General features: G+C 61.4%; 10 protein-coding genes and 2 pseudogenes. 5 read left to right on the top strand and 7 right to left on the bottom strand.

What is annotated here, in order from left to right; genetic code table 11:
* Positions 1 to 3: 3 nt before the first annotated feature.
* Positions 4 to 1194: a DegT/DnrJ/EryC1/StrS family aminotransferase gene (locus ACR3EN_RS10905; RefSeq protein WP_480822587.1), complete on the bottom strand. Its 1191-nt coding sequence runs from the start codon at positions 1192 to 1194 to the stop codon at positions 4 to 6.
* 39 nt (positions 1195 to 1233) lie between these two features.
* Positions 1234 to 1905, bottom strand: a complete 672-nt coding sequence (locus tag ACR3EN_RS10900) for an HAD-IA family hydrolase (protein ID WP_480822589.1) — start codon at positions 1903 to 1905, stop codon at positions 1234 to 1236.
* 134 nt (positions 1906 to 2039) lie between these two features.
* Here ACR3EN_RS10900 and glmU point away from each other — a divergent pair.
* From glmU to ACR3EN_RS10885, 3 genes and pseudogenes are all read left to right on the top strand, one after another.
* Positions 2040 to 3408 (top strand): annotated as a pseudogene (gene glmU / locus ACR3EN_RS10895) (bifunctional UDP-N-acetylglucosamine diphosphorylase/glucosamine-1-phosphate N-acetyltransferase GlmU).
* Positions 3393 to 5213: a glutamine--fructose-6-phosphate transaminase (isomerizing) gene (glmS, locus tag ACR3EN_RS10890; RefSeq protein ID WP_480822593.1), complete on the top strand. Its 1821-nt coding sequence runs from the start codon at positions 3393 to 3395 to the stop codon at positions 5211 to 5213. The pseudogene glmU and the gene glmS overlap by 16 nt, the downstream one beginning before the upstream one ends.
* Complete coding sequence (locus ACR3EN_RS10885) at positions 5210 to 5899, top strand: DNA alkylation repair protein (protein ID WP_480822595.1); 690 nt, start codon at positions 5210 to 5212, stop codon at positions 5897 to 5899. Before glmS ends, ACR3EN_RS10885 begins: the two co-directional genes overlap by 4 nt.
* Here the strand turns inward: ACR3EN_RS10885 and ACR3EN_RS10880 are convergent.
* Entirely contained in the window at positions 5896 to 6309 is a 414-nt protein-coding gene (locus ACR3EN_RS10880) for a hypothetical protein (protein WP_480822597.1), read from the bottom strand. The two genes, ACR3EN_RS10885 and ACR3EN_RS10880, sit on opposite strands and share 4 nt — an antisense overlap.
* A gap of 90 nt (positions 6310 to 6399) precedes the next feature.
* Between ACR3EN_RS10880 and moaA the strand changes: the two genes are divergently transcribed.
* Both moaA and ACR3EN_RS10870 read left to right on the top strand, forming a co-directional pair.
* Positions 6400 to 7407 (top strand): GTP 3',8-cyclase MoaA, encoded by a 1008-nt coding sequence (moaA, locus tag ACR3EN_RS10875; RefSeq protein WP_480822599.1) that lies wholly within the window; start codon positions 6400 to 6402, stop codon positions 7405 to 7407.
* A gap of 1 nt (position 7408) precedes the next feature.
* Positions 7409 to 8731: a 3-deoxy-D-manno-octulosonic acid transferase gene (locus ACR3EN_RS10870; protein ID WP_480822601.1), complete on the top strand. Its 1323-nt coding sequence runs from the start codon at positions 7409 to 7411 to the stop codon at positions 8729 to 8731.
* 42 nt (positions 8732 to 8773) lie between these two features.
* Here ACR3EN_RS10870 and ACR3EN_RS10865 read toward each other — a convergent pair.
* The 4 genes and pseudogenes from ACR3EN_RS10865 to argE all read right to left on the bottom strand — a co-directional run bounded on the left by ACR3EN_RS10865 (position 8774) and on the right by argE (position 13486).
* A pseudogene (locus ACR3EN_RS10865) lies at positions 8774 to 9936 on the bottom strand (M20 aminoacylase family protein).
* 17 nt (positions 9937 to 9953) lie between these two features.
* Complete coding sequence (locus ACR3EN_RS10860; RefSeq protein ID WP_480822605.1) at positions 9954 to 11117, bottom strand: M20 aminoacylase family protein; 1164 nt, start codon at positions 11115 to 11117, stop codon at positions 9954 to 9956.
* 14 nt (positions 11118 to 11131) lie between these two features.
* Positions 11132 to 12298: a M20 aminoacylase family protein gene (locus ACR3EN_RS10855; protein WP_480822607.1), complete on the bottom strand. Its 1167-nt coding sequence runs from the start codon at positions 12296 to 12298 to the stop codon at positions 11132 to 11134.
* A 21-nt stretch (positions 12299 to 12319) separates the two neighbouring features.
* On the bottom strand, positions 12320 to 13486 hold the full coding sequence (gene argE / locus ACR3EN_RS10850) for an acetylornithine deacetylase (protein WP_480822609.1): 1167 nt from the start codon (positions 13484 to 13486) through the stop codon (positions 12320 to 12322).
* Positions 13487 to 13490 lie beyond the last annotated feature (4 nt).

Here is a 13490-nt window from a genome sequence, read left to right as displayed (position 1 = left end):
GGATTACGACTGATAGACCGCGCTGACCTCGGCCCGGATGATCCGCGCGATCAGGCGACAATCCTCAAGCGAAAAGGTCAGCGGAACACGCATATCCATGATCCCCGCCAATATCCGGTCACTCGCAGGCATCGGCGCACTGTCCGCATAACGCCAACTGTCGTAGCGCGAGGTAAAGCCCGAAGGTTCCGCACCGCCAAACCACTTCAACTCCACCCCACGCCCGGCGCACCGTCGGATCACCTCGGCGATCCGCTCTGACGACCAGTCCAGCAGCAGGAACTGGATCGAAGAGCCGACATAGGTTTCCTGCTCAGGACGCTCCACAATCGTCAGACCCGGCGTGTCGCGCAGCCCACGCTCAATCTCATCATAGCGCTCGTTCCAGCGCGCAACCTGCCGATCCAGATCCCGCAACTGCGGGCGCAGGATCGCGGCGCGCAGATTGTCCATGCGCCCCGACACATTGGGCGTCGTGTACTTGATCTGCTCAAACACTTCGGGGCCCGGGGCCGCCAGATGGCGTTCGTACAGCATATAAGACCCCGAAAGCATGGTGGCCTTTGCCGCCAGTTCCGGATCATCGGTGACCAGCAAACCGCCTTCGCCGGAATTCACGTGCTTGTATGTCTGGCACGAGTAACAGCCCACAGCCCCCTGCCGACCGGAAAGCTGCCCCCGCCATGCAGCGCCCATCGTGTGCGCACAATCCTCGATCACGACCACTCCGGCAGCATCGCACATCTGCATCAGCCGATCCATGTCACACAGATGCCCACGCATATGGCTCAGCATCAGCACATGCGCCTGCCCCAGCTTGGCCTCAAGATCATCCAGATCAATGGTCAAAGTCTCGGTGACACCCACAAAGACCGGTTTTGCCCCTACCGATGCAATCGCCCCCGGCACAGGGGCCAGCGTGAATGCATTGGTCAGAACCGGATCCCCCGGCCCGACACCCACGGCCCGCAGGGCGGTGGCCAGGGCATACCCGCCCGACGATACTGCCAGACAGTACTTCGCCCCCATCTGGGCCGCAAATTCCTGCTCCAACAAAGCAGTCTCGCTCAATTCGCCCGGCACGACGTTATAACGGTGCAGACGACCATGGCGCATCACGGCCAGAGCGGCCTCGATCGCGTCTTCCGGGATGGGTTCCTGCTGGGTAAAACTGCCAGTGAATGTCTCGGTCATGACTTTGTTCTGGGGCTGCTTGCGGTCAGCGTCAAGAGATCACGCCGCCGCTCCGATCAAATCGGAGACCAGTTTCGGCAAATCATCAAAATGATGCAGCAGCGCCTCGGGCTCCAACGCGGCCATATCCTCGCCCGAAGGGCCGAAGGTGACCAGCACCGAAGGCACACCCGCCGCCCGCGCCGTATTCCGGTCGGTATCGGAATCGCCGATCAGTATGCAGTGATCGGGATGCCCACCCGCGCGCCGCGCCGCTTCGCGCAACGGCTCGGGATCGGGTTTGCGCACCGGCAGCGTATCCGCCCCCACCAGCGATGCGAACGTGTCCCGCACACCCAACCGGGTCAGCAGAAGATCAGCCAGGCCCTCGGGTTTGTTGGTGCAAATGCCAACGCCATAGCCCGCTTGCGCAAGCGCCTCGACGGCATCCATGGCACCGGGATAGAACCGCGTGTGCGTGTCAATCGCCTCAGCATAAGCCTCAAGCAGGACCGGATAGTAGTCCAAAACCGTATCCTCGGCATAGGCCCCGACGCGCTTCAGGCCATGGGTCAGCATCATCCGGCCACCGCGCAGCGCGACGCCTGCATCCTGTTCGTGCACCAGCACATCGCCGTGCCCCATCTGTCGGAAACAGTGATTGGCCGCAGCCAGCAGATCACCGGATGTATCGGCCAATGTCCCGTCCAGATCGAAGATCACCGTGCGCATGTTACCCCCTGCCTCAGCGGTTTTTTGCCGTGTCATGTTGCAAACGGCAATCTTGTTTGATGGGCGAACCGCTTGCGCCTTTGACCTCAGCGGATAAAACGGGGCGCAACAAAACACAAAGAGAAAACGATTTCATGACGACCGCCCTTATCATTCTTGCCGCCGGGAAAGGCACAAGAATGAATTCTGACATTCCCAAAGTCCTGCACCCGATCGCGCAGGTGCCCATGCTGGTCCACGCCATGCGCGCCGGTGCCGTCCTGTCGCCCGAACGCACCGTGATCGTCACCGGGCACGGGGCCGAGGCGGTCTCGAAAGTGGCGCAGGCCGAGGACGAAAACGCCCGGATCGTGGTGCAGCAAGAACAGCTTGGCACCGCGCATGCCGTCGCGCAGGCGCGTGACGCGCTGGACGGGTTTGACGGCGATGCGGTCGTGCTGTTTGGCGACACCCCCTTCCTGCAGCCCGACACTCTGGAGCGGATGATCGCTGCACGGGCCGAAAATGATCTCGTCATCCTCGGGTTCGAAGCCGCCGACCCGGCGCGCTATGGCCGTCTGGTGATGCAGGGTGACACGCTGGAGCGGATCGCCGAATACAAAGACGCCTCAGATGAAGAGCGCGCGATAACCTTCTGTAATTCCGGCCTTATGGCCTGCCATGCACAAACACTGTTCTCGCTGATCGACGCGGTTGGCAACGACAATGCGTCGGGTGAGTATTATCTGACCGATATCGTTGAGATCGCGCGCAACAAGGGCCTGCGCGTCACAGCAGTCGCCTGTGACGAAGCACAGACATTGGGCGTGAACTCCCGCGCTGATCTGGCCTCGGCAGATGCGGTTTTTCAAGCGCGCGCGGGCAGAACTGCTGGATCTGGGCGTGACATTGATGGCCCCCGAGACGGTCTATCTGGCCGCAGACACCATCATCGGGCGCGATACACTAGTCGAACCAAACGTGGTCTTCGGCCCCGGCGTCACCGTCGAAAGCGGCGCCACGATCCGTGCGTTCTCGCATCTTGAGGGTTGCCATGTCAGTCGTGGCGCGACCGTTGGCCCCTATGCCCGGCTGCGTCCGGGCACCGAGCTGGCCGAAAACACCCGCATCGGCAATTTCGTCGAGATCAAGAATGCCGAAATCGCCGAGGGCGCGAAAGTCAATCACCTGAGCTATATCGGCGATGCCTCGGTAGGCGCTGCAACAAATATTGGGGCCGGTACGATCACCTGCAACTATGACGGGGTGATGAAACACAAAACCACGATTGGGGAAAACGTGTTCATCGGGTCCAACACGATGCTGGTCGCTCCGGTGACACTGGGCGACGGCGCGATGACCGCAACCGGGACGGTCGTAACCAAGGACGTGGAACCTGACGCCCTTGCCCTGGCGCGCGCCAAGCAGGAAAACAAGCCCGGCTATGCGCGTAAACTGTTTGATATGCTGAGGGCGAAAAAGCGCGCCGCGGCAAAGGAGCCTGAACGATGTGCGGAATTGTAGGTGTTCTGGGCAGTCACGAAGCAGCCCCCATTCTGGTCGAGGCGCTGAAACGGCTGGAATATCGCGGCTATGACAGCGCCGGGATTGCCACCGTCAATGATGGCGTGCTGGGTCGCCGCCGGGCCGTGGGCAAGCTGGTCAACCTGAGCGACCTTCTGGTGCATGATCCGCTGCCCGGCAAGTCCGGCATCGGTCATACCCGCTGGGCTACCCACGGCGCGCCGTCGGTCAGCAACGCGCATCCGCACAAGGCCGGACCGGTCGCCGTGGTGCACAATGGCATCGTCGAGAACTATCGCGAGCTGCGCGCCGAACTGGCCGAGCACGGCATCGGCTTTGAAACCGAGACCGATACCGAAACCGTCGCCCTGATGACCGAGCTTTACATGTCGCGGGGCATGGCACCGGTTGATGCCGCGTTCAAAACCATCGACCGGCTTGAGGGCGCGTTCGCGCTGGCCTTTCTGTTCAACGGGCAAGATGACCTGATCGTCGCGGCCCGCAAAGGCTCGCCGCTGGCGATTGGCCACGGGGACGGTGAAATGTATGTCGGATCGGACGCAATTGCGCTTGCGCCGCTCACCGATCGCATCACCTATCTGGAAGAGGGCGACCGCGCCGTTCTGACCCGCGCCTCGCTTGAGATTCGCAACGGCGCCGGCGAGATCGCTAACCGCGAGATGCGCCAGATCAAGCTGGATCAGACGCGCGCGGACAAAGGCGGTCACAAACACTATATGGCGAAGGAAATCGCAGAGCAGCCTGTGGTGGTCGCCGAAGCGATCCGCTCGTATCTGCCGACCGGCGGTGATCAGATAGTCCTGCCCGAAGGGCTGGACTTTGCCAAGCTTGACCGGTTGACCATGGTTGCCTGTGGCACGGCATTTTATGCCTGCCTGACCGCCAAATACTGGTTCGAGCAGCTGGCCAAAATGCCCGTCGAGGTGGATATCGCCAGCGAGTTCCGCTATCGCGAACCTCCGATCACCGACCGGACGCTGGCGCTGTTCGTCAGCCAGTCGGGCGAAACCGCCGATACGCTGGCGGCGCTGCGCTATTGCGAGGGCAAGGCGGACAAGATCGTTTCGGTGGTCAATGTTCCCGAAAGCTCGATTGCGCGGGAAAGCGACATCGCCCTGCCGATCCATGCCGGGGTTGAGATCGGCGTGGCCTCCACCAAGGCCTTCACCTGCCAGCTGAGCGTGCTGCTGATGCTGGCGTTGAAAGCCGCTGCAGATCGCGGCACCCTGACCCCAGCAGAATTGGCGGACCATGCCGCCGCGCTAAGGGGATTGCCTTCGGTTCTGAACACGGCGCTGGACGAAAACGACGCGATCCGCAAATCCGCCCAGCGCCTGTCCGAGGCGCGCGACGTTCTGTTTCTGGGGCGCGGCCTGATGTATCCGCTGGCCATGGAAGGCGCGCTGAAACTGAAAGAAATCAGCTATATCCACGCCGAAGGTTACGCATCGGGTGAGCTCAAGCATGGCCCCATCGCGCTGATCGACAAGCACATGCCTGTGGTCGTCATGGCCCCGCGCGATGCGGTGTTCGACAAGACGGTCTCGAACATGCAAGAGGTGATGGCGCGTAAGGGCAAGGTCATTCTGGTCTCGGACGACGATGGCATCGCCGACGCCGAAGACGGGGTCTGGAGCACGATCCGAATGCCGCATGTCCATCCCAGCCTTGCTCCGATCCTCTATTCGGTGCCGGCGCAGTTGCTGGCCTATCACACCGCCGTTGCCAAAGGGACGGACGTAGACCAGCCCCGTAATCTGGCGAAATCCGTGACGGTCGAATGAGCGCGGCTCTGCTCAGGACCCATCTGGATCAGATCAAAGCCCATGCCGACCCGGCGCGGGCCGAGCAGGTCGCGGCTTATCACAAGGTTGACCGCGCCTATCTGGGCGTCGCCAATCCGATCCTGAACGATCTGACCAAAGAATGGCGGCGCGAGCTCGACCTACCCGAGCGGGTCGAACTGGCCTCGGCCCTTTGGCAGACAGACATACACGAAGCCCGCGTGGCAGCGGCGAAGCTGCTGACTCAGGCGCGCATCCGGCCCGATGACCGCGTTTGGGACCTGCTGCAAAGCTGGTTGCCCGATTTTGATGCCTGGGCCATCGCCGATCATGCCTGCATGGCGATGCAGAAGCGATTGTCTGCCGACCCATCAAGGCTGGATCAGGTCGAACAATGGACGCTGTCCGATCATATGTGGACCCGGCGCGCGGCCTTGGTCGCCACCCTGCCCTGGACGAAGCAGAACCACCCCAAGCCAGAGGATCTGGCATGCCGAGACCGGGTACTGGGCTGGGCGGCAGGCTATGTCCCCAACCGGGATTGGTTCATTCAGAAAGCCGTCGCATGGTGGTTGCGCGAATTATCCAAACATGACCCCAAACGGGTGATCGATTTTCTGGACCAGCACGGCATGGCGATGAAGCCCTTCGCCCGGAAAGAGGCGGGGAAATACCTGCGGGACTAGTCTGAATAGACTTCCAGCTCGACCAGTTCATCGAACGGGATCAACAGGGCGCGCATCGCCTCAAGCGACAAACGACTGCCGCCGCCTTCCGGCCCGCTCGCAGGCACGAGCGTAACATAGGCCTGCGCCCCGGTGCGCGGCACGACCACGCGGCCATTGAGTTCGACCTCCACCAACGGCGTCTGCAACCAGCGCCCCGGCGTGTTCGGATCCCCCAGACCCGCAACCGTCCTTTTCGCGCCGACCCATCTGACATCGTCCACGGCCGGAGCGGGCGTCTGCTCGACAACTGCAGCAGTCGGAGCCGCCTCAGGCTGCGCAGGGGCGCTTCCGAACACCCGATCCGTTGTCGACCGGACCGCATCGCACCCTGTGATCAGGCCACACAGCAAAAGAAACACATATCTCATATGCAAAACGTAAGGTCCTGCGCTTATCTGTACCAGTCCAAAACGCAGATCACACTTGCCGCGTACCCACCCGCGCTTTACCTATAAGCCATGACAGCTCCGCTTATCGACCCGTTTGCCCGCGCCATCACATATCTCCGCGTCTCCGTCACGGACCGCTGTGATTTTCGCTGCGTCTATTGCATGTCCGAGGACATGAAGTTCCTGCCCAAAAAGGACCTGCTGACGCTGGAAGAACTTGACCGCATGTGCACCACCTTCGTGAACATGGGTGTCGAAAAGCTGCGCATCACTGGCGGAGAACCTTTGGTGCGCCGAAACATCATGTCCTTCTTCCACAACATGACGCGGCATCTGGACAGCGGCGCGTTGAAAGAGTTGACACTGACCACCAACGGCTCGCAACTGCACCGTTTCGCGGATGATCTTTATGCGGCGGGCGTGCGCCGGGTGAACGTCTCGCTGGACACGCTGGACGAAGACAAGTTTTCCAAGGTCACGCGCTGGGGCCGCCTGAAACAAGTGCTGAACGGCATCGACGCGGCGCAAAAAGCAGGACTGCGGATCAAGATCAACGCAGTGGCGCTGAAGGGTTTCAACGAACCGGAACTGCCGCGGATCACCGAATGGTGCGCCGAGCGCGACATGGACCTGACGTGGATCGAGGTCATGCCCATGGGCGATATCGGCAACGAGGATCGGCTGGATCAGTACTGGTCCCTGAAAGACGTGCGCAAGGAATACGAGAACCACTATACCGTGACCGATCTGGCCGAGCGCACCGGCGGCCCCGCCCGCTATGTCCGTCTTGAAGAGACCGGCCAAAAGATCGGCTTTATCACACCGCTGTCGCATAACTTCTGCGAAAGCTGCAACCGCGTGCGCCTGACCTGCACCGGAGAGCTGTATATGTGCCTCGGTCAGGAAGACATGGCCGACCTGCGCGGCGCCCTGCGCGACCACCCCGATACCGAAGAACCGCTGGAACAGGCGATCCGCGCCGCAATTAACCTCAAGCCCAAGGGCCATGATTTCGACTATTCCCGGCAGGCTGTCGACGGCCAGATGAGCCGCCACATGAGCCACACAGGCGGCTGATTTGCCCGGCCCCGGCGGACAGCCGACGCTGTTGTACAAGCTGTACTGCGGCCTGACTTCTCTGGTCGGCCCACTGATCTGGCGTAAGGTGCGCGCAAAACTGCAGACCGCAAACGTGCCCGAACAGCGACAGCAGGAACGGCTGGGCTATGCCAGCCTAACCCGCCCCAACGCTCGCCTGATCTGGTTCCACGCCGCCAGCGTCGGAGAAAGCCTGTCCGTCCTCAGCCTGATCAAGCGACTGGGCGAACGCCTGCCCGATGCTGAATTCCTGATCACGTCGGGCACCCCGACCTCCGCCGAGTTGATCGCCAAACGCCTGCCCCCGCGCACGCGCCATCAATACCCTCCGCTCGACAGCGGCGGACCGGTGCGACGGTTTCTGGACCATTGGCGACCGGATGCCACCATCTTCGTCGAAAGCGAAATCTGGCCGCGTCTCATCGTCGAGACCTCAAGACGCGGAACACCGCTGGCCCTGCTGAACGCGCGCCTGTCCGAGAAATCCGTCGCCGGTTGGACGAAGCGCCCCAAGACTGCCCGGTTCCTCCTGAACCATTTCTCCCTGTTCCTGACCCAGAACAAGAAAACCGCCAGCAACCTGATCGCTATGGGTGCCGCTCCTGAGAAGGTACAGCCCGGCACCAACCTAAAGGCCCTGTCCGACCCACTTCCTGTGGACACAAAAACTCTGTCTCAGATCACGCAGCAGATCGGCGATCGCCCGGTCTGGATCGCCAGTTCCACTCATCAGGGCGAAGAAGAAACCGTTCTCACCGCGCATAATGCCCTGCTCGACCGCTGGCCCGATCTGCTGCTTCTGCTGATCCCGCGCCACCCCGAGCGCCGCACCGAAATCGGTGATCTGATCCGTGCCCAAGGCCTTACACATGCCCAGCGCAGCACCGACCAGCCCATCACCGGACATACTCAAATCTACATGGCCGACACGCTGGGCGAGTTGGGCACATGGTACACCCTTTGCCCGATCGTCTTCCTCGGCGGCTCCCTCAAAGAGATCGGAGGCCACAACCCCTTCGAACCCGCGCAAGCCGGGGCCGCGGTCCTGACCGGCCCGGGCACCTTCAACTTCGCGGAAACCTTCGCCCCGCTGATAGAAACTGGCGGCGCCATCGAGGTCCAAACCGCGCCCGATCTGACCAAGGCCGTCGACCGTTGGCTCTCGGACATCAACGCGCTGACCAAAGCCCGCGCCGCCGCCCAGTCCTGCGTCAACACCCAGGCCACCGCGCTGGACATGGTCATCGAAACCCTGTGCGCCACGCTCGACTTGCGTGCACCGGATCCCTCTTCATCTGGCTAAAAATATCCCGGGGGTGTGGGGGCAGCGCCCCCACGCTGTCCATCAGGCTGCAGGCATCCGTTGCTCGACAATCTCGGCCCACCAGCTACATCCCGCCGGAATCGCCTCATCGTTGAAGTTGTACTCCGGGTGATGCACCATGGCGGTATCGCCATTCCCCACCAGAATATACGCCCCCGGACGTTCTTCCAGCATAAAGGCGAAATCCTCGCCCCCATGACCAGCGGCGCGTCATCGCAAGCCCCCGATACAGACCGCGCCACGTCTGCGGCAAATTCGGTCTGCTCATCGCTGTTCACCATGACGGGATAGCCCCGGATATAGGTCACGTCCGCAGTCCCGCCAAAGGTCGCGGCCACTCCGGCGCAAATCTCGTTGATCCGGGTCTCGGCCAGATCGCGCATTTCTTTGCTCATGGTGCGCACGGTGCCCTTGATCTGCACCGTCTGCGGGATCACGTTGAATGCCTTCGAGGAGGTCTCGAACGACGTCACCGACACCACCACCTGATCAATCGGGTCGGCATTGCGCGAGGCAATCGTTTGCAACGCCAACACCGCCTGCGCCGTCATCACGGTCGTATCCACCGTCTCCTGCGGTTTGGCGGCGTGACCTCCGCGGCCCTCGAAGGTGATGTCAAACTGGTCGGTCGCCGCAAAGAACGAGCCCGGGCGGATCGCAAAACTGCCGACCGGACGACCCGGCCAGTTGTGCATGCCGTAGACCTCCTGAATGTTCCAGCGCTCCATCATGCCGTCTTCGCACATCTCACGACCACCGCCGCCGCCCTCTTCTGCGGGCTGGAAAATCACCACAACGGTGCCATCGAAATTGCGCGTCTCGGACAGGTATTTCGCCGCCCCCAAAAGCATCGCCGTATGGCCGTCATGGCCACAGGCATGCATCGCCCCGTCGGTTTTCGAGGCATAGTCCAGCCCCGTCGCCTCATGGATCGGCAACGCATCCATATCCGCGCGCAGACCGATGACTTTGCCCTTGGTGTCGGACTTGCCCTTGATCACGCCCACAACACCGGTCCGTCCGATCCCGGTCACGATCTCATCGCAGCCGAACTCTTTCAGCTTTTCGGCCACCAAGGCGCTGGTGCGGTGGGTTTCGAACAGAATCTCCGGGTTTTCGTGAATATCCCGTCGCCATGCGGTGATTTCATCCTGCAACTCGGCAAAGCGGTTTTTGACTGGCATCTCTTCTCTCTCCTATTTCAAGCCGCCGGCATCCGGCGCTCGACCATTTCGGCAAACCAGGAACATCCCATCGGGATGATCTCATCATTGAAGTTGTATTCGGGGTGGTGCAGCCCGGCGCTATCGCCATTGCCCAGAACGATGAAAGCCCCGGGGCGTTCTTCCAGCATGAACGAGAAATCCTCGCCCCCCATCACCATAGGCGCTTCACCACAGCTGCCGCCCACGGAAACGGCGGCCTCAGTCGCATACCCCGTCTGCTCCTCGGCATTGATCGTCACCGGAACGCCGCGCTTATAGGTCACTTTGACCGTGCCACCGAAGGTCTCGGCGATGCCCTGAGCCACCTCGGTCAGTCGCGCTTCGATCAGGTCGCGCATGTCGTTCGAATGCGTCCGCACAGTACCCTTCACCTGCGCCGACTGCGGGATCACGTTGAACGCCTTGGACGAGGTCTCGACCGACGTCACCGACAGAACCGCCTGCAAAATCGGGTCCGCGTTGCGCGATACAATGGTTTGCAGCGCAACAATCAACTGAGACAGCATGACGGTTGTATCAATAGTCTCCTGCGGCTTGGCCGCGTGGCCTCCGCGCCCTTCCAGATGAATGTCGAATTCATCGGCGGCTGCCAGCAGAGGCCCAGAGCGGATCGCAAACTGACCGGTCGGCACACCGGGTACATTGTGCATGGCATAGACTTCCTGAATACCGAAGCGATCCATCAGACCGTCCTTGCACATCGCCTCGGCTCCATTGCCGCCCTCTTCGGCAGGCTGAAAGATCACGATGGCCGTGCCGTCAAAGTTCCGCGTCTCGGACAGGTACTTCGCCGCGCCCAGAACCATCGCGGTGTGGCCATCATGGCCGCAAGCGTGCATGGCGCCTTCGGTCTTGGACGCATAGTCCAGCCCCGTCTGCTCCTGCATCGGCAGCGCATCCATATCGGCACGCAACCCGATCACGCGGCCCTGCGTATCGGTCTTGCCCTTGATCACCCCTACAACACCTGTGCGGCCAATGCCGGTCACAACCTCATCGCAGCCGAATTCTTTCAGCTTTTCGGCGACCAAAGCACTGGTGCGGTGGGTCTCATACAGGATTTCGGGGTGCTGATGGATATCCCGCCGCCAACCGGTGATTTCCTCGTGCATTTCGGCAAGTCGGTTCTTGATTGGCATCTGATCCTCCCAAATCAGGCGACGGGCAATCGTCGTTCCACCAGCTCAGCAAACCAGCTGCATCCGGCGGGAATGGCGTCGTCGTCGAAGTTGTATTCCGGGTGATGGCACATCGCCGTGTCCCCGTTTCCGATAAAGATGTAGGCTCCGGGCCGTTCTTCAAGCATGTAGGCGAAATCTTCGGACGGCATGATCGGATCGGTGCTGTCATTGATCTTGCCCGCCACGGCCTGCGCAGCCTCGGCGGCATAGATCGTTTCGTCGTACGAGTTCACCGTCACCGGATAGCCCGGCGTCCACGTCATCGTGGCCGACGCGCCGAAGGCCGAGGCGGTGTCTTCCGCAATCCGGCGCATGCGGTCCTCGGCGATTTTCCGGTATTCCGGATCCAAAGTCCGCACCGTGCCCTGCAGCCGCACCGTATGCGCGATCACGTTCGAGGCGACGCTGTCCGTCACAAACGTCCCCACCGTCAGCACGACACGCTTGATCGGATCAACGGTGCGCGACACAACTGATTGCAAAGCCACAACAATATGCGAGGCCACAAGGGTCGTATCCACCGCTTCATGCGGCGCGGCGGCGTGACCACCTTTGCCCGTGACGACGATTTCAAACTCATCGGACGAGGCCAGCAAAGCGCCGGGCCGGATCGCAAATTCCCCGACCGGCAGGCCCGGCATATTGTGCATTCCGTAAACTTCCTGAATGCCCCAGCGCTCCATCAGCCCGTCCTGACACATGGCCAGACCGCCTGCCCCGCCTTCTTCCGCGGGTTGAAAGATCAGCACAACCGTACCGTCGAAATTCCGCGTCTCAGCCAGATACTGCGCCGCGCCCAGAAGCATCGAGGTATGACCGTCATGCCCACAGGCATGCATCTTACCCGAAACGGTCGAGGCATAGTCCAGCCCCGTCGCCTCTTCAATCGGCAGCGCATCCATATCCGCCCGCAGCCCGATCACCCTACCTTGCGTGTCCTGTCGTCCCTTGATCACTGCCACCACGCCGGTCTTGCCGATCCCCGGTGTGATCTCGTCGACGCCGAACTCTTTCAAACGGTCGACCACAAACCCTGCAGTTTCTTCGACGTCATACATCAGCTCGGGATGCATGTGCAGATGACGACGCCATTTGGTGATCTCGCCATGCATCTCGGCGAGCCGGTTCTTGACGGGCATCCTTGACCTCCGATCAGAGTGTTATTCGCTGAGCCGTTCTACCAGACGTTCCATGAATTTTTGGCCTGCGTTGAATTGAGAAATCGTAATGAACTCATTTGGCTGATGGGCCTGTGCGATATCGCCGGGGCCGCAGATGACGGCGGAATAACCCGCCTCCTGAAACTGCCCCGCCTCTGTGCCATAGCTAACCACATGGCTGGCATTGTCCCCGGTGAGCGAGCGCACCAGCATCTCGGCCTCACCTTCGGTTTCTGGCACCAAGGCAGGCACTGCGAAATGGTCGGTGACATCGATGCGCGCCTCGGGGTGAACGGCTTGCATCCGGGCCTCGGCCTGTTTCACCTGCTCAAGATAATCCGCGCGCCATTGGGCCGCGCTTTCCCCCGGCACCACGCGGAAATCCATCATGAAGCGGCAATCCTTGGCGGTGATGTTATGCGCGGTACCGCCTTCGATCATGCCCACATGGCAAGTTGTCCAGGGCGGGTCGAACACTGCCGCGATGTCCGAGGGCTGCGCCGTCCTGTTCTGAGCATTGCGCTTGTTGGCCCAGTCGATCAGCGGCGCGGCCTCCATGATCGCGTTGACGCCGGTGTGCATGATCGAGCTATGCACCTCGAACCCAACCATATGCGTGTCATAGCCGAACCCACCCTTGTGGCCGGTCACGGCCTGCATCACCGAAGGCTCCCCCACGATCACCGCCGAGCCCTTTGGCAGCACCCCTTGCATCGCCTCAATCATCGGCGGGGCACCGGTGCAGCCGACCTCTTCGTCAAAGCTCAGCGCCAGTTGCAGAGGGCGATTGATGCCGGCGTGATGCGCCTCGACCAGTGCCCAGATCGCCAAAGCGTCAAAGCCTTTCATGTCGCAGGTGCCGCGCCCGAAATACTTGCCGTCTTTCTCGGTGACGATGAATGGATCAGTGTCCCACGGCTGGCCATCGACCGGCACCACATCCGTGTGACCGGACAGAACAATCGCGCCTTCTTCCCACGGGCCGACATGCGCGAAAACGGCTGCCTTGTGCGGCTGCTCCGGGTCCGGCCAGCGATGCGGCTCGATCCCGTGGCTGCGCAGATACTCCTCGACCCAGTCAACCAATGGCAGATTGGTTTCGCGACTTACCGTTGGAAAAGAGATCAGCTTGGTCATGATCTCAAGCGGGCTCAGGCGTTGGGACATTTAG

Source organism: Ruegeria sp. G7 (assembly GCF_056535465.1).
The sequence above is the reverse complement of the archived record's forward strand: the minus strand, read 5'-3'. Positions and strand labels throughout refer to the sequence as shown.